Origin of the sequence: Pseudomonas sp. Root569, from assembly GCF_001427465.1 — a bacterium.
GTDB lineage: Bacteria > Pseudomonadota > Gammaproteobacteria > Pseudomonadales > Pseudomonadaceae > Aquipseudomonas > Aquipseudomonas synxantha.
Window position 1 is genome coordinate 180,857 of the sequence record NZ_LMGQ01000023.1, and the last position, 18,725, is coordinate 199,581.

The following is an 18,725-nucleotide window of genomic DNA, read 5'->3' on the forward strand; positions in this document are numbered from 1 at the left end:
ACCCGGTCAGTGGTCGCGGAACTGCTTATGACAGGCGCTGCAGGCATCTTCGACTTTTTGTACCGCAGGCTGGAGGTTGCTGGCCTTGTAGGGCTGCAGTTGGCTGGCGATCACCAATTCACCGGTGGCAGCCTCAAGGTCGCGGGCCAGTTGCTGGAATTGCGCCTGTTTTTGCCAGACATCGTCCTTGGCACTGGTGTGGTCTTCTTCGCGCACACTCGGGAAATGCTTCCATGGTTCATGGGACAAGGCATCCAGCTTGACCGCGCCCTCGGCGAACCTGGCACCGTCGAACGGAATACGTCCGCGCAGCATGCCGCCCAGGTCTTCGCCGGTCTTGAGCATCTGCTTGAAGATCGCCTTGCGCTGGCCCAGAGGGGAGTTGGGGTCGACACCGCCACAGGCGGACAAGGCCAGGCAGGCCAGCAGTACAACGGTCAGTTTTTTTAACATCATGATGGCTTCAAGGTCACGGAAAACGGCGGCCAGTATCCTCGCACCGCCCACAAAGACCAATAGCCCTATTAATAATAAGGGTTGCCCGCCTGCAGCGACGCACGGGCAATCGTTTCAGGAATTGCCTAGATGAATGTCACCTTGAAACCCTGGAGCCGCCGCCTGGCGTGGGCTCTGCCAATGATCGCGCTGCTGGCCGGCTGTGATGCAGGTAAAGACACCGACAAAGAAGTCGCCAAAGAAGAAGCCAAGCCTCACGCCGTCGCCACCTATGTGAGTGCGCCTTGGGAAGCCTTGCCGGTTGTCGCCGATAGCGACTTGCTGGCCGGGTTTGAATCCTGGCGCAGCGCCTGCCAGCGCCTCAAGGCCGACCCGGTGTGGGGCACGACCTGCGCAGCCGCGGCCAGCGTACCGGGCGATGCCGTGGCGGTCCGTGGCTTCCTCAAAGAGCACCTGGATGTATTCGGCCTGCGTTCGGCTGACAACACCCCACATGGCTTGATCACCGGCTATTACGAGCCGGTCTACCCTGGCAGCCTGACCAAAACCGCCAGCGCCCACGTGCCGGTATACGGTGTGCCGGATGACCTGATCATCGTCAACCTGGAAAGCATCTACCCGGAACTCAAGGGCAAGCGCCTACGCGGACGCCTGGAAGGCCGCGTCCTCAAGCCCTACGACGACGCCAGCACCCTCAACAGTCAAGGTTCGACCGCCAAGCCGATTGCCTGGCTGACTGACCCGATGGACCTGCAATTCCTGCAGATCCAGGGTTCGGGGCGCATTCAACTGGCGGGCGGGCGCCAACTGCGTGTCGGTTATGGCGACCAGAACGGCTACCCCTATCGCCCTATCGGCCGTTGGCTGGTAGAGCAAGGCGAGCTGAAAAAAGAAGAGGTGACCATGGGCGCCATCAGTGCCTGGGCCAAGGCACATCCGCAGCGTATTCCAGAGCTGCTGGCGAGCAACCCCAGCTACGTTTTCTTCAGCGCCCGCCCCGACAGCAACGAAGGCCCGCGCGGCTCACTGAACGTGCCATTGACCGCTGGCTATAGCGTGGCGGTGGATCGCAAGGTGATCCCACTGGGTAGCCTGCTGTGGCTGTCGACCACCAAACCCGACGGCTCACCGATCATCCGCCCCGTCGCAGCCCAGGACACCGGCGGCGCAATCACCGGCGAAGTGCGGGCAGACCTGTTCTGGGGCACGGGTGATGCGGCAGGCGAGCTGGCAGGGAATATGAAACAGCAGGGGCAGATCTGGATGCTGTGGCCAAAGGGTGCGCCACTCCCCCAGCTACCAGAGGCGCCAGCTGGTACCTGATAATGCTGAAGATCAAATGTGGGAGGGGGCTTGCCCCCTCCCGCAAGCTTTCTGCGTCAAGGGTTAGATCGAGACGAAGAAGAAACTCGCAATCAACACCATCCCCACAAACCACACCAGCGAACGCAAGATCGCCCAGTCCGCCAGGTAGCAGATGATGTACAGCAGGCGGCTGGTGATAAATAGCACCGCCAGCACGTTGATCGTCACCAGTTCTGCCGTACCGGCCAGGTGCGCGATGATCACCGCCGCGGCAAACGCCGGGGTCACTTCAAAGCTGTTGAGTTGCGCACTGTGGGCGCGCTTGGCAAAGCCTTCGAGGGTATCGAGGAAGGCCCGCGGGTCGTGGTTCTGCCGAGCCCCGAACTTGCCGCCGCTGAACTTGGCCACTCCCGTGCACAGGTACGGCAGAAAAATTGCAATCAACACACACCAGAAAGCCACTGTCATAACCCATTCCTTTTTAGTTTTATCCGATAGTCAAAGTTTTATCACCAGCATGCCGAACAATACCACCAGGCCCTGCTCAATTGATTCGTGATGTAACTGCACCTGTTTATACTAAACCCTGCTTCGGCGCACCTCGTGTGCCTACATTTCCCCGCTCCAAGGACCCCGGATGCTTGAACTTGTCGCCGCCTTCATTTGCCTTACCACCCTGCTCACCTATGTGAACTTCCGTTTCATCGGCCTGCCACCGACCATCGGCGTGATGGTCACCGCGCTGATCTTTTCGCTGATCCTGCAAGGCCTGAGCGTGCTCGGCTACCCGGGCCTGGAGGAACGCGTCCAGCAACTGATCGGCCAGATCGATTTCGGCGATCTGTTGATGAACTGGATGCTCTCGTTCCTGCTGTTCGCCGGCGCCTTGCACGTCAACTTGAACGACCTGCGCAGCTATCGCTGGCCCATCGGCTTGCTGGCAACCTTTGGCGTGCTGATCGCCACCGTCGTGATCGGCAGCCTGGCGTACTACATTTTCGCCTTGTTTGGCTGGCACGTAAGTTTCCTCTATTGCCTACTGTTCGGCGCACTGATTTCCCCCACTGACCCGATTGCGGTGCTTGGCGTACTGCGTACCGCCAATGCGTCGAAACCGTTGAAAACCACCATCGTCGGCGAGTCGCTGTTCAACGACGGCACCGCCGTGGTGGTGTTTACCGTGTTGCTGGGCATCGCGCAGTTGGGCGAGACGCCCACCGTGAGCGCCACTGCGATGTTGTTTGCCCACGAGGCCATTGGCGGCGTGGTCTTTGGCGGGCTGATCGGCTACCTCGTGTACCTGATGATCAAGAGCATCGAACAGCATCAGATCGAGGTCATGCTAACCCTCGCCCTGGTGATCGGCGGCTCGGCCATGGCTTCGGAACTGCACGTCTCGGCACCGATTGCGATGGTGGTCGCGGGGCTGATCATCGGCAACCTGGGTCGCAAGCTGGCCATGAACGATATGACCCGTCGTTACCTGGATGGCTTCTGGGAACTGCTTGACGACATGCTCAACGCCCTGTTGTTTGCGCTGATCGGCATGGAACTGCTGCTGTTGCCGTTCAATTGGCTGCATGTGTTCGCAGCCAGCCTGCTGGCGCTGGCGATCCTGCTCTCGCGCCTGTTGACCGTGGCCCCGGCAATCCTGCTGCTACGACGCTGGCGCACGGTGCCACGCGGCACTATCCGCATCCTCACCTGGGGTGGCTTGCGTGGCGGTGTCTCGGTGGCACTGGCCTTGGCCCTGCCGCTCGGCCCGGAGCGTGACTTGCTGCTCAGCATCACCTATATCGTGGTGCTGTCATCGATCCTGTTGCAGGGCTTGAGCATCGGCAAGCTGGTCAAGCACGTGACCCGGGATGAGCAACAGGTCACGTCCAGCCCTCACTGATCCTTGTCGATCTGCTGCGGATGCCTTGGGTCCGCAGCCGCTTTACCCGGCAGGCTGCTTTCACTGCGGATCTGCGCGTGACTGATCAGGGCGAAGATGAAGCTGCCCCCGATGATGTTGCCGGCCAGCGTCGGCCCGGCGAAGACCAGCCAGAAGTCCTTCCACGGCAGTTCGCCGGCAAACACCAGGTACGACACTTCCGCCGAGCCGACGACGATATGGGTGAAATCTCCCAACGCCATCAGGTAAGTGATCAGTACGATGATCCACATCTTCGCGCTTTCCATCGAAGGGATCATCCAGACCATAGTGGCGATCATCCAGCCGGACACGATGCCCTTGGCAAACATCTGCGCGGGATCGTTCTCCATGATCTTGCGCCCGATATCGAGGAAGGCCAGGTCGGTCTTGGTGTCAAAGATCGGCAGGTGCAACATCACGTAGGCCACCAGCAAAGTGCCGCACAGGTTGCCCACCAGTACCACTGACCATAACCGCAACAGGCGACCGGCATTGCCCAGGGTAGGCTTGCTCATCACCGGCAGCACTGCGGTCAGGGTGTTTTCGGTGAACAGTTGCTGGCGCGCCAGGATCACTGCGAGAAACCCCGCGCAATAGCCGAAGCTGGCGATCACCTTGAAGCCTTCGCCGTCCGGCAGCCGCGAATTGAGCAACCCCATCGCCATCAATGAAAGCCCCATGGTGAGCCCGGCCGCGAGTGCCGACCACCACAAGGCGGCGACACTGCGTTCCAGTTCCTGGTCGCCCTGGGTGCGGATGATTTCGTGCAAAACAGCCGCGCGCGGCGGCTGGTTCTTGTCGACGTCCTGTTGCTCTTCCTGCGACAGGTTGGGGGTCTTGCCGTCTGCTTGAGTGGCCATGATGTACCAGAGTCCGAGAGGTGCCTGAAACTACGACCTGCCGCAACGATGGCTGTTCAATGGCTCGGCAGCTAAACCGGAATAAGCCAGGCCTTTGCCTGTTCTACCGCAGGGGAACTGACCAGTGTGCTCCAGGGCTTATCGTGGGGTTGATAGTATTTGATGATGCCGTTGAGCACGCTGTTGAAGTCAGCCGGTGTGGTTGCGTCGCGCAGGTCTCGCGCCGCGCGCTGCAACAACTCAACATTGGCGGGCGGCTGGCCGGGAAGGTACAACGACGGGTAAATGACCTCCCTGGTAAAATTCTCGCCCTTCACTCCGACATCCCGTCTTTGCATTTCAGTAACGGCGCTGCTCAACACCTTGGACAGGCTCGAAGAATTGCTCGACGCCAGTTTGGCGCCCACCTGCAACAACTGCTGGAAATTACGATGACCCGGCGCATTCAAGCGCTTGCCCAGCCAATCGATATGCTCGGGCCTGCTGGCCAGGGCATCCAAGTTGCGTAGCGCCGAGGCCAACTTCGGCGTAATCACCAGCGATGTGCTGGTTTGATTAGCTTCGCTGATCGCAGCGTCCAGCGCTTGCAAAGCCTGTTGTGCCTGCTGGCGAAACCGAAGCGCATCTGCGCCGGCCGGATCCTTCTGCAGCTCATCCTGCACGCCGGCGAGCATTTGATCATCCATCGCCATCACAGCATCGTCCAGGGAGGCGAACTCATGACGTTCACGCACCAGCTCTCGCTTTTCCAGGTGCCCCGACACCGCCTGGTGAGCTTTGGCCTGCAAATGCAGTTTCTGCTCAGGGGTCATGGTGAAGTTGACAGTGCCATTAAGCAGGCCGCGAAAATCACCTTTTTCCGAATTCAGCGGCAAGGTTATCGATTGATCTTCGAACGCTTTGAGCCGGTCGTCCTGGTAGGCTTCTGCAGCGGTATGCGGTGCCCCCGTGAAGGTGTCGCCCAGAAAACTGAAAAAGCTGCCGCTGTTGGACGAATCAGCGGTTTTTTCAGACTCGAATTTTACGATCAGCGTTTCGTCCTTGCTTAGGGGACTCTCCGGGAAAGAACGTTCGATAACCCCGGAAGCCGGCGTATTGAGCAACAGTCCACCATCCTGAAAAGCCGTGATTTCAGCTTCGGCCTGGAACCCATGGCCTTGTTCGGATGGGCTGCTGAACAGACCCGGCAGTGCACCCGAAATATGCGCAGCACGGGCAATATCCATATCCGGCGTCAAGCTGGCATTGAACACCACCAATTGCGGGCGGCCATCGAACATGCCAGTACCCGTAATGTTGAGCTGCTTGATCGCCGGGATATGGCGACTCAACACCTCCAGATCGCGAAAGGTAGGCCCTGCTCCCGCACTGAGCCGGTTGGCGATTTCCGTGACTTCAGTCGGTCGTTTGGCCTCGGGTATGTCCGCGATATGGGCGAGTATTGATTGACGCGACTGATCGCGGATCAATTCCTCCAGTGGCTGTGCCTCGCTTTGCAGGCGCGGCAACATGGTCAGCAACAGTTGAGAAATATTACCCACCGGGCCAGGCAGCTTGCTGGCGAGTTTGCCAAGCTGGGAACTGACACCCTGCAACCAGGCCAGGACGGGGTTTTTGCTGTTGAGCAAGCTGGGCAGATCGAGGTTGTTCGACAACTCGGTGAATGCCTTGGCGTCCATGCCACTGGCGAGCACCGCTGCAGAGATAGCACCGGCAGATGAGCCGGAAACCACCTTGATGTCTTTCAGTTTGTCGGCCTCTTCAAGGGCCTGCACCATCCCCGGGAAGGCGATGCCCTTGGCACCACCACCACTGAGCACCAGATGTGCCGGGGGCGGCGGTGACAGTGCGACCTCCACACGCCCGCCGCCGTGGCGAAAAACGCTTACCTTGCTTTCGCCCACGCCTTTGACCAACGGCGTCTTCACCTCTTGATCGAGGTTTTGAGGTAATAGTGGCTGATTCTGTACAACGGAATTGGAGACATTCATACACGAGGCTCTCTCTACAGGGTGTAGGCCTGAGTGATGAGAGAGTCTCGGGAAGATCCATGCGGAAGAATCCGGTAACGCAAATCATGCCGTGCAGTTGTTACTCAGAGAGACCGTCGTCCTTGAACTGGTCCTTCACGTACTTGATTTCGGTACGGCCGTGAGGCGCTGGCAAGCCGTCTTCGCCCAGGTTGACGAAGACCAATTTTTCCACGGTCAGGATGCTTTTGCGGGTGATCTTGTTGCGCACCTCACAAGTCAGGGTGATCGAGGTGCGGCCAAACTCGGTAGCGGTGATGCCCAGCTCGATAATGTCGCCCTGGCGCGAGGCGCTGACAAAGTTGATTTCGGAGATGTACTTGGTCACCACGCGCTGGTTGCCGAGCTGGACAATCGCGTAGATGGCCGCCTCCTCATCGATCCAGCGCAGCAGGCTGCCGCCGAACAGGGTGCCGTTGGGGTTGAGGTCTTCGGGTTTTACCCATTTGCGGGTGTGGAAGTTCATGGTCACTCCAAAGCGTCTTGCGAAATGATGGGCAACATCATGGCAGAGCGCGGACCCAAGCTCTATGAACCATTGCCTATCACCCCCATGAGCGATCTTCATGCCGCCGACGGAAAGGCTTGGGAAGTGTGTCGTACACGGCTATAATCGCTCCCGCTTCAAAACGGTCATCTTCGATTGATACCGTTCTCCCGCCACCTGTCCGAGGGGCGCTGCAGCAGGTTCAACCTGTCAGGCTCGGATGGGGCGTTGTCCGGCCTGGTTGCCCTGGCCTGATACTAAACGCACAACGGCGCCCATTCGCACACTACGAATGGAGGCTCTTCATGAGCGCTGTCATCACGCCTGCAGATTTCACCGACTACAAAGTCGCCGATATGTCCCTCGCTGCCTGGGGCCGTCGCGAAACCTTTATCGCCGAATCCGAAATGCCTGCCCTGATGGGCCTGCGTCGCAAGTACGCCGCCGAGCAACCGCTCAAGGGCGCGAAGATCCTCGGCTGCATCCACATGACCATCCAGACCGCCGTACTGATCGAGACCCTGGTTGCCCTGGGCGCCGAAGTGCGTTGGTCGTCCTGCAACATCTTCTCGACTCAAGACCAGGCCGCTGCCGCTATCGCTGCCGCCGGTATCCCGGTATTTGCCTGGAAGGGCGAGACCGAAGAAGAGTACGAATGGTGCCTGGAGCAAACCATCCTCAAGGATGGCGCGCCATGGGATGCCAACATGATCCTCGACGACGGCGGTGACTTGACCGAGCTGTTGCACAAGAAGTACCCGCAGATCCTCGACCGCGTCCACGGCGTGACCGAAGAAACCACCACCGGCGTACACCGCCTGCTGGACATGCTGGCCAAGGGCGAGCTGAAAATCCCGGCCATCAACGTCAACGACTCGGTGACCAAGAGCAAGAACGACAACAAGTACGGTTGCCGTCACAGCCTGAACGATGCGATCAAGCGCGGCACCGACCACCTGCTGTCGGGCAAGCAAGCCCTGGTGATCGGCTACGGTGACGTGGGCAAGGGTTCGTCCCAGTCCCTGCGCCAGGAAGGCATGATCGTCAAGGTTTCCGAAGTCGACCCGATCTGCGCCATGCAAGCCTGCATGGATGGTTTCGAAGTGGTTTCACCGTTCATCGACGGTATCAACGACGGCACTGAAGCAAGCATCGACAAAGCCCTGCTGGGCAAGATCGACCTGATCGTCACCACCACCGGTAACGTGAACGTGTGCGATGCGAACATGCTCAAGGCCCTGAAAAAGCGCGCCGTAGTGTGCAACATCGGTCACTTCGACAACGAGATCGACACCGCCTTCATGCGCAAGAACTGGGCATGGGAAGAAGTGAAGCCGCAGGTTCACAAGGTTCACCGTACCGGTGCCGGTCAGTTCGACCCGCAGAACGATGACTACCTGATCCTGCTGGCCGAAGGCCGCCTGGTTAACCTGGGCAACGCCACTGGTCACCCAAGCCGCATCATGGACGGCTCGTTCGCCAACCAGGTACTGGCGCAGATCTTCCTATTCCAACAGAAATACGCCGACCTGTCGCCAGCCCAGAAAGCCGAGCGCCTGACCGTGGAAGTACTGCCGAAGAAACTCGACGAAGAAGTGGCCCTGGAAATGGTCCGCGGCTTCGGTGGCGTGGTGACTCAACTGACCAAGACCCAGGCCGACTACATCGGCGTGACGGTTGAAGGCCCGTTCAAGCCGCACGCTTACCGCTACTGATACACCTGCTGCCCACTCTCCCTTTGGGGGAGCGGGCTTTAATGTGGGAGGGGGCTTGCTCCCGATGGCGGTGGGCCAGTCAATATATTTATTAACTGACACTCCGCCATCGGGAGCAAGCCCCCTCCCACATCGACGGTGTACACACTCTGCAATTCTGGGTTTCAAAGGGTATGACCATGTCCCAAGACCGTCGCTACAGCTTCGAGTTCTTCCCGACCAAGACCGATGCTGGGCATGAAAAGCTGATGGCCACTGCCAAGGTGCTGGCCAGCTACAACCCCGACTTCTTCTCCTGCACCTACGGCGCCGGCGGTTCGACCCGCGACCGCACGATCAACACCGTGCTGCAGCTGGAAAGCCAAGTCAAAGTTCCCGCCGCTCCGCACTTGTCGTGCGTGGGCGACAGCAAGGACGACTTGCGCGGCCTGCTGACCCATTACCAGCAAGCCGGCATCCAGCGTATCGTCGCCCTGCGTGGCGACCTGCCTTCCGGTATGGGCATGGCCAGTGGCGAGCTGCGCTACGCCAACGAGCTGGTGAGCTTCATCCGCGAAGAAAGCGGCGATCACTTCCATATCGAAGTGGCCGCTTATCCGGAAATGCATCCCCAGGCGCGCAATTTCGAAGACGATTTGCAGAATTTCGTGCGCAAAGCCAATGCCGGCGCCAACAGTGCGATTACCCAGTACTTCTTCAACGCCGACAGTTATTTTTACTTCGTCGAGCGCGTGCAGGCGATGGGCGTGAATATTCCGATCGTGCCGGGCATCATGCCAATCACCAACTACAGCAAGCTGGCGCGCTTTTCCGACGCCTGCGGCGCCGAGATCCCACGCTGGGTGCGCAAACAACTGGAAGCTTATGGCGACGATGTCAAAAGCATCCAGGCGTTCGGCGAGCAGGTCATCACCGAGATGTGTGAGCAATTGTTGCAAGGTGGCGCGCCAGGGTTGCATTTCTATACCCTGAACCAGGCTGAACCCAGCCTTGCCATTTGGAACAACCTCAAGCTGCCACGCTAAGGCTTGTGCAGTTGTGCCAAGGCCCTCGTCCAGACGAGGGCCTTTGTCGTTTTACGTTACCCACGGAACCCCGTAGTCCATGAATACAGTGTCCTCGCCTTCCCGTCCGCAGCTGGTCTACCTGGTCTTCGGTGCCGAGACCTACCACCAGGAGGCGGTATTCAGCATCGCCAGCGCACTTGCGTTCCTGCAGGAGACTACGGACGCGAACAACATAGACATTCAGGTATTCAGCGACAACCCCGAGCCTTATCGCCTGCTGCCGGTGCGCGTGCGCCCTCTCGACGAGGCCACCCGCAAACGCTGGAGCGAGCCCCACGGCTATCACTTCCGCACCAAACACGTGGTGCTGCGCCAAGTGTTGCAAGAGTCACCGGTGGCGCTGCTGATCGACACCGACACCTTCTTCCACCATTCGCCAATGACGCTGTTCGAACGCGTCCAGCCCGGCACCCTGCTGTGCAATGCCTTCTACACCAAGTACGGCGATAATCACGAAAGCATCCTCTACACTGCTCTGCGCCAGCGCCTGCTGGATATGGGCGTGGCCGACGATGACATGATGACCCTCAATTCCGGCGTCATGGGCCTGACCCAGCAGGATGCGCACATCCTTGATCGCTCTATCGAATTGATGGATGAGCTGTTCCCCCATGCCCAGGGCGCGTACACCCTGGAAGAGTTCTGCCTGTCCATCGCCGCCTATCGCACCGTCAACGTGCGCGAGTGCCCGGACCTGATCCATCATTACTGGAGCCGCAAGCAGTTGTTCCGGGCCAAGGTCAAGGCGTGGATCGCCAAGCACGCCAGCGCCCCTACCAGTGCACAAGCCCTGGCCGACACGCGGCAGGTGTCCTCGCACCTGCCGCGCCCGCCACGCTTGCAGCGCTTGATGTACAAGCTCATCACCCTGTTGCTGCCCAAGCACCAGCAACAGTTCATCCGCGAAATTCTTTACGGTTGCTACGAACACGAAAACGAGTTCGACCAGGCCTGCGGTCCGGTGTGGTGGGATAAGGCCCGACAAAACCAGGAGGAACGCCAGAAGCGCCCGATCGATGCCCACCAGCTGGAACACTGGTTCGCCAACCCCGTGGTGCGCCTGATTCTGGGTGAGCGCCGCGCCGCGATCCACGAACACCTGCTGGACGCTCCGGCGAAATAGGACCGTCCGCCAATACGCGTGCCAGAGCTTCTCTTTCGCCCATGAGCGTCGTAACCTGAGGGCATGCCCGTCATTTTCAAGCTGTTGATCGCTGCGCTTTTTGCTTGCCTGAGCCTGGCCGCTAATGGCGAGAAATTGCGCATTGTCACCGAGCCCTGGGCCCCCTACGTCTACGACGACCACGGCCGCATGGCTGGCCTGGACTATGAAACTACCGTGATCGTGTTCCAGCGCCTGGGCGTCGAGGTGCAATGGCAGTTCCTGCCCTGGAAGCGCTGCCTGGCGATGCTCGATCAGGGCCACGCCGACGGCGCGCTGGATATTTTCCACAGCCACGACCGTGACGCCCTGCTGCTCTACCCCGGCGAGCCATTGTCGGACGTTGAATTCGTACTGTTCTACGCCAACGAACGCGCGCATCCTGCCGAAACCCTCGATGACCTGCGTGGCCTGACCGTCGGTGTTTCCCCCGGCTACCTCTATGGCGATGCATTCAGCGAGTCCAACGCCTTTGAGCGTGAGCCCGCACCCAGCCATGAAGCCAATTTCGGCAAGCTCATGCTCGGGCGCATCGATATGGTGGTTACTGACCGACGGGTGGGGCAACACGTGATCAAGGCACTGGGCCTTGAGGGCAAGGTCAGCCAGGCGTCGGTGTTGGTCAGCCGCCAGCCGCAATTTCTCGCGGTGCGGCGCGGCGCGGGCATGGACCTGCTGGTACAACGCTTTGCCGCCGAGCTCAAGCGCTTCAAGCAAGAGCCGGCCTATGCCGCCTTGAGCGCCAAATATGGTGGAATGCACCCACAAACGGCGCCTATATCAGCGTCAAGACGTGCCGTTGAGCAGCAGGAAAGCAGCGCGCCGTGATTGCTCTGTTATACTCCGGCCTTTCCGCCAGGCTTACGCCCGGCCGCTCGGGTCTTGAAAAAGGCACCCAACCCAGCTACTGCGCAGCTTTGCAGCCCGCGCGAGCCGGTGGCGTGCCCGCCAGACGCAGCAGGACCGGACGGGATTGCGCTCCCCTAAGCGCCATTCACGCCCGGCAAGATTATCCCTTTGGGCCAAGCCCTAACTAAAACAGGATTACTCATGTCCTTTGCTTCCCTCGGTCTCTCCGAGGCTTTAGTCCGCGCCATCGAGGCAGCGGGCTATACCGAGCCTACTCCGGTGCAACAGCGGGCTATTCCCGCCGTGTTGCAAGGTCGCGACCTGATGGTCGCGGCTCAGACAGGTACTGGTAAAACCGGCGGTTTCGCCCTCCCGATCCTGGAGCGGTTGTTTCCCAACGGTCACCCGGACAAATCCCAGCGTCATGGCCCGCGCCAACCGCGCGTACTGGTCCTGACCCCAACCCGCGAACTCGCCGCCCAAGTGCATGACAGCTTCAAGCTGTATGCCCGCGACTTGAAGTTCGTCAGCGCCTGCATCTTCGGCGGCGTCGGCATGAACCCCCAGGTTCAGGCCATGTCCCGTGGCGTCGACGTGCTGGTGGCCTGCCCCGGTCGTTTGCTCGACCTTTGCGGCCAAGGCAGCGTCGATTTGTCCCACGTGGAAATCCTCGTGCTGGACGAAGCCGACCGCATGCTCGACATGGGCTTTGTCCATGACGTGAAGAAGGTCCTCGCCCGCCTGCCAGCCAAACGTCAAAACCTGCTGTTCTCGGCGACGTTCTCCCAGGACATCACCGCCCTGGCCGGCAAGCTGCTGCATAACCCGGAACGCATCGAGGTCACGCCGCCGAACACCACGGTCGAGCGTATCGAGCAACGCGTATTCCGCCTGGCCGCCAGCCACAAGCGCTCGCTGTTGGCACACCTGATCACCCACGGCGCGTGGGAACAGGTGCTGGTCTTCACCCGCACCAAGCACGGCGCCAACCGCCTGGCCGAGTACCTGGACAAACACGGGCTCACTGCCGTAGCCATCCACGGTAACAAGAGCCAGAACGCACGCACCAAGGCCCTGGCAGATTTCAAGGCCGGCTCAGTACGTATCCTGGTCGCCACCGATATCGCCGCCCGCGGCCTGGATATCGACCAGTTGCCACACGTGGTCAACTTCGAGTTGCCCAACGTCGATGAAGACTATGTGCACCGTATCGGCCGTACTGGCCGCGCCGGTCGTTCGGGCGAGGCTATTTCCCTGGTCGCGCCGGACGAAGAAAAACTGCTTAAAAGCATCGAGCGCATGACCAAGCAGAAAATCGCCGACGGCGACCTGATGGGCTTCGATGCCAGCGCCGTGGAGGCCGAGAAACCTGAAGCCCGCGAGCGTCCAGATGTGCGTAACCCGCGCAACCCACGCGGTCCGAAGGGCGATGGCCCGAACGGCGGCGGTGGTGGCGGTGGTCGTCGCGACAAAGGCAAGGACAAGGGCAAGGAAAAGTCCGCCACCAGCAGCCGAGGTGAACGCCCGGCCCGTGAGCAAAAGCCACGTGAAGGCACCCCGGCCCGCGAACAGCGCCAGCCGAGCCAGCCGCCACGCGCCGCCGCTGACCGTGCCCCGGACGAGTTCCTCGACGACGATGTGGATAACTTTGGTAACCGCGTCGACTACGTGCCCCAGGCCAAGCCGGCCCAGGGCCGTGGCCGTCGTCCAGGTGCCCCGGCACAAGGCGCCGGTGCGGGTGCTCCCCGTGGCGGCCAGCCTCAGGGCGGTCGCCAGAACGGCCCGCGCAACAGCAGCGGCGGCAGCACCGGTACTCCGCCTGCCAAGCGCAGCGGCCCGCGTAATGGTGCACCGCGTGACGGCCAGGCGCGTCGCGAAGATTCGCGCAGCAACAACCGCCGCCCGGCCCGTGACGACCAGCCACGCCTGTCCGAGCCAGCGGTGCAAAACCCGCGTGGTGGCCCGGCGCCGAAGATCATCCATAAGGAGTCGAAAGCTGATCGCTTCCCGACACCCGAGCAGTTGGACCAACTGCCCGGCCGTCCTCGTGGTGAAAAACCGGCACTGCTGACTCGCAACCGCGAGGCATAAAAAAAACCCGTATCGCGAGATACGGGTTTTTTTTGCCTATAGGAACGTGCTTGCTCGCGAAGGTCGTCAACGATAAAGCTGGCAGCCTGAAAAAACGCGGTATCTCTACGTTTTTCGCGAGCAAGCTCGCTCCTACATACGGAGCATTACTTCGCTTTCACACCTTCAAAGGTGATGTACAGCTGAACCACGTCGGACTGTGGACCTACGTCCATGCCCTTCGGAACGAACTCTTTACGGCTGATCGAGGTGGTGCCTTCAAAGCCGGCACGGTAGCCGCCCCATGGATCCTTGCCTTCGCCCAGGAACGTAGCCTTGACCACGATAGGCTTGGTTACGCCATGGAAGGTCAGGTCGCCCGTTACATCAGCAGTCTGCTTGCCATCCGCGTTCTTGCCGGTTGGCTTGACACTGGTGGAGACGAACTTGGCGTCAGGGAATTTGCCCGAATCCAGGAAGTCTGCGCTGTTGACATGCTTGTCGCGCTCGGCGTGGTTAGAGAACACGCTGGCGGTGCGGACATTCATTTCAATCTTGGCATCTTCTGGCTTGGCAGCGTCGAAGCTGAACTTGCCGTCCAGGTCCTTGAAGGTACCGGTGATGTAGCTGTAGCCCAGGTGGCTGATCTTGAAATCGACGAAGGCGTGCTGGCCTTCCTTGTCGATCACGTAGTCAGCGGCCATCGCCGAACCAGCGGACAACAGAGCAGAACCGATTGCCAGAGCAGCGAGTGTTTTTTTCAACATGCTTTCTATTCCTTGTGAGTCGAGGTTGAACATCAGGCTTTGCGCCCCAGCATTCGTGTCAGGGTCGCATCACGATCGATAAAGTGGTGTTTCAACGCAGCCACGCCATGCAAGCCGGCGAAGACCACCAACACCCAGGCCAGGTACAGGTGCACCCAACCGGCGGTATCTGCCTGGTCCGGTAGACCGGAAACCACGGCAGGAATTTCAAACAGACCAAACACCGGAATACCGACGCCGTCGGCGGTGGAAATCAGGTAACCGGCAATCATCACGGCAAACAGCCCCAGATACAGGAACGCATGGCCAAATGCAGCACCGATCCGCGTCATACGGCTATAGCTGGCCAGCGGCGGTGGCGGCGGGCTGACCAGACGCCAGACGATACGCACCAGCATGATGGCAAACAGCGTGATGCCAATGCTCTTGTGCAAGTCAGGTGCATCTTTGCGCCAGGCGCTGTAGTAGTCGAGGCCGACCATCCACAGGCCCAATGCGAATAAACCAAACACCACCAAGGCGACGCCCCAGTGTAGAACCATGCTGACCCAGCCGTACCGGGCGGGAGAATTGCGTAGCTGCATGTACTTAATCCCGTAAGAACTGTGCCCAAGACTAGCGTTTTACCTATCGAATTAAAGCGGAAAATTTCGCTTTGAAATATCGAGAAATACGATGAAGAGGCTAGGTATCATAAATTAACAAGGGATTAAGACTATTCCCAAGAAACGCGACAGACCGTCCTGCATTTACCGCCAATTGCCCCACAATGGCTTGTGACAGGCGCCACCATTGCATAGGCTTGCGCGATTGTTTCGCCTGCGCCGGCCGCAGGACCGCTTCGAGGAGATCACCGATGGGCTTGAATAACCAGTGGATGCAACGCGACCTCGCGGTGCTGTGGCATCCCTGCACCCAGATGAAAGACCACCAGCAACTGCCGCTGATCCCGATCAAGCGCGGTGAAGGCGTATGGCTGGAAGATTTCGAAGGCAAGCGCTACCTCGATGCCGTCAGTTCCTGGTGGGTCAATGTGTTTGGCCACGCCAACCCGCGCATCAACCAGCGCATCAAGGACCAGGTCGATCAGCTGGAGCACGTGATCCTCGCCGGTTTCAGCCACCAGCCGGTGATCGAGCTGTCCGAGCGCCTGGTGCAGATGACACCTGAGGGCCTGACGCGCTGCTTCTATGCTGATAACGGCTCATCCTGCATCGAAGTCGCCTTGAAGATGAGCTTTCACTACTGGCTCAACCGTGGCCTGCCGAACAAGAAGCGCTTCGTCACCCTGACCAACAGCTACCATGGCGAAACCATCGCCGCGATGTCGGTGGGCGACGTGCCGCTGTTTACCGAAACCTACAAGGCGCTGCTGCTCGACACCATCAAGGTGCCGAGCCCGGACTGCTACCTGCGCCCCGACGGCATGAGCTGGGAAGAACATTCGCGCAACATGTTCCTGGCCATGGAACAGACCCTGGCCGACCACCACGAGACCGTCGCCGCCGTGATCGTCGAGCCGTTGATTCAGGGTGCAGGCGGCATGCGCATGTATCACCCGGTGTATCTCAAGCTGTTGCGCGAAGCCTGCGACCGCTACGGCGTGCACCTGATCCACGACGAAATCGCCGTGGGCTTCGGTCGCACAGGCAGCATGTTCGCCTGTGAACAGGCCGGCATCCGCCCTGACTTCCTTTGCCTGTCCAAGGCCCTCACTGGCGGTTACCTGCCATTGGCCGCCGTGGTCACCACCGACGATGTCTACGAAGCGTTCTACGACGACTACCCTACCCTGCGCGCCTTCCTGCACTCCCACAGCTACACCGGCAACCCGCTGGCGTGCGCGGCGGCCTTGGCGACGCTGGATATCTTTGAAGAAGACAACGTCATCGAAAACAACAAGGCCCTGGCCCAGCGCATGGCGACCGCCACCGCGCACCTGGTCGACCATCCCCATGTCGCGGAAGTCCGCCAGACCGGCATGGTGCTGGCCATCGAGATGGTGCAGGACAAAGCCACCAAGACTGCCTACCCATGGCAGGAACGCCGTGGCCTGAAGGTTTTCGAGCATGCCCTGGAACGCGGCGCGCTGTTGCGGCCGTTGGGCAGCGTGGTGTACTTCCTGCCGCCCTATGTGATTACACCTGAGCAGATCGACTTCCTGGCCGAGGTGGCCAGCGAGGGGATTGATATCGCCACTAACAGCAAAGTCAGTGTGGCAGTGCCGAAAGATTTTCACCCAGGCTTCCGTGATCCGGGTTGATTGCCTACATACACCTTTTCAGAGAACAGAAATGAGACTGTCCCGCTTTTTCACCGACGCCCCGCTGAGCCTCGGCGACCATGAACTGCCCGAAGCCCAGGCGCATTACATCAGCCGTGTGTTGCGCATGGGTGAAGGCGATGCCGTGCAATTGTTCGACGGTTCTGGCCAGGAGTTCCGGGGCACCTTGCTGGAAGTCGGTAAAAAGCGCGTCACCGTACAACTGACGGAGTGCTTTGCCGGCCAGGCCGAATCACCGCTGCACGTCCACCTCGGCCAGGGCCTATCCCGGGGCGAGCGTATGGATTGGGCGATCCAGAAAGCCACTGAACTGGGCGTCAACGCGATCACGCCGATCTTCACCGAGCGCTGCGAAGTGCGCCTCAAGGACGAGCGCGCCGACAAGCGTCTGCTGCACTGGCGCCAAGTGGCAATCAGCGCCTGCGAGCAATGTGGGCGTTCGACGGTGCCGGTGATTCATGCGCCGGTGCTGTTGGCAGACTGGCTCAAGCAGGTCGAGGCCGACCTGAAGCTGGTGCTGCACCCGGTGGCCGAGCCGATGATCAGCCATGCCAAGCCATCGCGGCTGGCTTTCCTGATCGGGCCGGAAGGTGGCTTGACGGATGGAGAAGTCGAAACCGCCCAGGGCGCGGGCTTCCATGCCGCGCGATTGGGGCCGCGAGTATTACGTACCGAAACCGCGCCGGTGGTGGCGCTGGGCGTTGCGCAGCAACTCTGGGGCGACTTCTAAAGGTGGATGAGGTGATCACTCCACCGGGTCGCTGACCGGGCTGGCAATGATCGCCTTCAACTCACTGGTCATCGGAAACTCCAGGTTCAAGCCATTCGGTGGAATCGGCTGCTCGAACCAGCGCTGGTAAATCCCGTTGATCGCCCCCGAGTGGTAAAGGTCGCCCAGGGCCTGGTTAACCACCGCGAGAAACTGTGGGTCATCCTTGCGCACCATGCAGCTGTAGATCTCCCGCGATTGCTCCTTGCCCACGACCACCCAATGGTGTGGGTCCCTGGCCTTGGCGCGTTCGCCGTAGAGCAGCGCATCGTCCATATAGAACGCCACCGCACGGCCGGTCTCCAGCATCTTGAACGCTTCGCCGTGGTCCTTGGCGCTGATCACGAACATATTGCTCTGATGCTCGGCGTTGTAGCGTTTGAGGAAGCGTTCGTTGGTGGTGCCGGCGGTGGTCACCACGTTCTTGCCCTTGAGGTCGGAGAGTCCGTGGATGCCGCTGGTCCTGGCCGTCAGTAACTGCCCCTTCACATAGATAAACCCATAGGAAAATGCCACCTGCTTCTGCCGTTCGGCGGTCACTCCGGTGGAGCCACACTCCAGGTCAACGGTGCCGTTCTGTACCAATGGGATCCGGGTCTGGGACGTCACCAGGCGATAATTCACACGCAAGTTTTTCAGGCCGGCCTGTTCCCGGACGCGCTCGACGATCCTGTGGGTGAGGTCCACCGAATACCCCATCGGCTTGCCGCTCTGATCGCCTATATACGAGAACGGCACTGACGCATCACGATAGCCAACGGAAATTTGCTGGCTGGCAGTGATTTTCTTCAAGGTTGCGCTGGATTCGCTCGCTGACGCCAGGGGTAGTCCCAGCGTCAGCGAAGCGAAAATGCAGACCTTGAAAATGCAACGGTTTACCGCTGTTTTTTGCATAGGGTAGTCTCGCTGGCTATAGCTATAGGTCGAGCCGGCAGCCGGCCTATCCAGGCATCGCTATTCATCTCTTTACACTCCAACAACCAAAG

At 60.0% G+C, this 18,725-nt stretch carries 17 protein-coding genes and 1 riboswitch; of the genes, 9 read left to right on the plus strand and 8 right to left on the minus strand.

The features are described from left to right. Nucleotides 1-6 precede the first annotated feature (6 nt). The gene (locus ASD70_RS16365; protein WP_046069891.1) at nt 7-456 is read right to left on the minus strand and encodes a c-type cytochrome; all 450 of its coding nucleotides are present in this window, start codon (nt 454-456) and stop codon (nt 7-9) included. Nucleotides 457-585: 129 nt separating this feature from the next. Between ASD70_RS16365 and mltA the strand changes: the two genes are divergently transcribed. Then, the gene (mltA, locus tag ASD70_RS16370; RefSeq protein ID WP_056846948.1) at nt 586-1,779 is read left to right on the plus strand and encodes a murein transglycosylase A; all 1,194 of its coding nucleotides are present in this window, start codon (nt 586-588) and stop codon (nt 1,777-1,779) included. A gap of 63 nt (nt 1,780-1,842) precedes the next feature. Here mltA and ASD70_RS16375 read toward each other — a convergent pair whose 3' ends face one another. Beyond that, nucleotides 1,843-2,229, minus strand: a complete 387-nt coding sequence (locus tag ASD70_RS16375; RefSeq protein ID WP_046069893.1) for an MAPEG family protein — start codon at nt 2,227-2,229, stop codon at nt 1,843-1,845. Nucleotides 2,230-2,398: 169 nt separating this feature from the next. Between ASD70_RS16375 and ASD70_RS16380 the strand changes: the two genes are divergently transcribed. After that, nucleotides 2,399-3,658 (plus strand): cation:proton antiporter, encoded by a 1,260-nt coding sequence (locus tag ASD70_RS16380; RefSeq protein ID WP_046069894.1) that lies wholly within the window; start codon nt 2,399-2,401, stop codon nt 3,656-3,658. Here ASD70_RS16380 and ASD70_RS16385 read toward each other — a convergent pair. The 3 genes from ASD70_RS16385 to ASD70_RS16395 all read right to left on the minus strand — a co-directional run bounded on the left by ASD70_RS16385 (nt 3,652) and on the right by ASD70_RS16395 (nt 7,035). Beyond that, a complete protein-coding gene (locus ASD70_RS16385) occupies nt 3,652-4,539 on the minus strand; it encodes a formate/nitrite transporter family protein (protein WP_046069895.1) in 888 nt (295 codons plus the stop codon). The genes ASD70_RS16380 and ASD70_RS16385 overlap by 7 nt on opposite strands. A gap of 71 nt (nt 4,540-4,610) precedes the next feature. Then, entirely contained in the window at nt 4,611-6,530 is a 1,920-nt protein-coding gene (locus ASD70_RS16390; protein ID WP_056846949.1) for a patatin-like phospholipase family protein, read from the minus strand. Between the two features lie 100 nt (nt 6,531-6,630). Next, nucleotides 6,631-7,035 carry an acyl-CoA thioesterase gene (locus tag ASD70_RS16395; RefSeq protein ID WP_046069897.1) on the minus strand — a complete coding sequence of 135 codons (405 nt, stop codon included), beginning with the start codon at nt 7,033-7,035 and terminating at the stop codon, nt 6,631-6,633. 198 nt (nt 7,036-7,233) lie between these two features. Next, nucleotides 7,234-7,340, plus strand: a riboswitch (S-adenosyl-L-homocysteine riboswitch). A gap of 21 nt (nt 7,341-7,361) precedes the next feature. On the opposite strand from ASD70_RS16395, the gene ahcY reads away from it, so the two are divergent. The 5 genes from ahcY to ASD70_RS16420 all read left to right on the plus strand — a co-directional run bounded on the left by ahcY (nt 7,362) and on the right by ASD70_RS16420 (nt 13,940). Further along, nucleotides 7,362-8,771: an adenosylhomocysteinase gene (ahcY, locus tag ASD70_RS16400; RefSeq protein ID WP_043046226.1), complete on the plus strand. Its 1,410-nt coding sequence runs from the start codon at nt 7,362-7,364 to the stop codon at nt 8,769-8,771. Nucleotides 8,772-8,950: 179 nt separating this feature from the next. Beyond that, the gene (metF, locus tag ASD70_RS16405) at nt 8,951-9,796 is read left to right on the plus strand and encodes a methylenetetrahydrofolate reductase [NAD(P)H] (RefSeq protein WP_046069898.1); all 846 of its coding nucleotides are present in this window, start codon (nt 8,951-8,953) and stop codon (nt 9,794-9,796) included. Between the two features lie 79 nt (nt 9,797-9,875). Further along, nucleotides 9,876-10,961 carry a hypothetical protein gene (locus ASD70_RS16410; RefSeq protein ID WP_046069899.1) on the plus strand — a complete coding sequence of 362 codons (1,086 nt, stop codon included), beginning with the start codon at nt 9,876-9,878 and terminating at the stop codon, nt 10,959-10,961. Nucleotides 10,962-11,024: 63 nt separating this feature from the next. Next, nucleotides 11,025-11,828: a substrate-binding periplasmic protein gene (locus ASD70_RS16415; protein ID WP_046069900.1), complete on the plus strand. Its 804-nt coding sequence runs from the start codon at nt 11,025-11,027 to the stop codon at nt 11,826-11,828. 222 nt (nt 11,829-12,050) lie between these two features. After that, the gene (locus ASD70_RS16420) at nt 12,051-13,940 is read left to right on the plus strand and encodes a DEAD/DEAH box helicase (protein WP_046069901.1); all 1,890 of its coding nucleotides are present in this window, start codon (nt 12,051-12,053) and stop codon (nt 13,938-13,940) included. 146 nt (nt 13,941-14,086) lie between these two features. Here ASD70_RS16420 and ASD70_RS16425 read toward each other — a convergent pair whose 3' ends face one another. After that, entirely contained in the window at nt 14,087-14,686 is a 600-nt protein-coding gene (locus ASD70_RS16425; RefSeq protein WP_043046234.1) for a YceI family protein, read from the minus strand. A gap of 32 nt (nt 14,687-14,718) precedes the next feature. Beyond that, nucleotides 14,719-15,270 (minus strand): cytochrome b, encoded by a 552-nt coding sequence (locus ASD70_RS16430; RefSeq protein ID WP_032878972.1) that lies wholly within the window; start codon nt 15,268-15,270, stop codon nt 14,719-14,721. Nucleotides 15,271-15,542: 272 nt separating this feature from the next. Here ASD70_RS16430 and ASD70_RS16435 point away from each other — a divergent pair, with 272 nt between their 5' ends. Beyond that, the gene (locus ASD70_RS16435) at nt 15,543-16,949 is read left to right on the plus strand and encodes an adenosylmethionine--8-amino-7-oxononanoate transaminase (protein WP_046069902.1); all 1,407 of its coding nucleotides are present in this window, start codon (nt 15,543-15,545) and stop codon (nt 16,947-16,949) included. Between the two features lie 31 nt (nt 16,950-16,980). Further along, nucleotides 16,981-17,700, plus strand: coding sequence for a 16S rRNA (uracil(1498)-N(3))-methyltransferase (locus ASD70_RS16440; RefSeq protein ID WP_056846950.1), 720 nt, complete (start codon nt 16,981-16,983; stop codon nt 17,698-17,700). Nucleotides 17,701-17,715: 15 nt separating this feature from the next. On the opposite strand, the gene ASD70_RS16445 is transcribed toward ASD70_RS16440, so the two are convergent. After that, nucleotides 17,716-18,633 (minus strand): transporter substrate-binding domain-containing protein, encoded by a 918-nt coding sequence (locus ASD70_RS16445; protein ID WP_046069904.1) that lies wholly within the window; start codon nt 18,631-18,633, stop codon nt 17,716-17,718. Between the last annotated feature and the right edge of the window lie 92 nt (nt 18,634-18,725).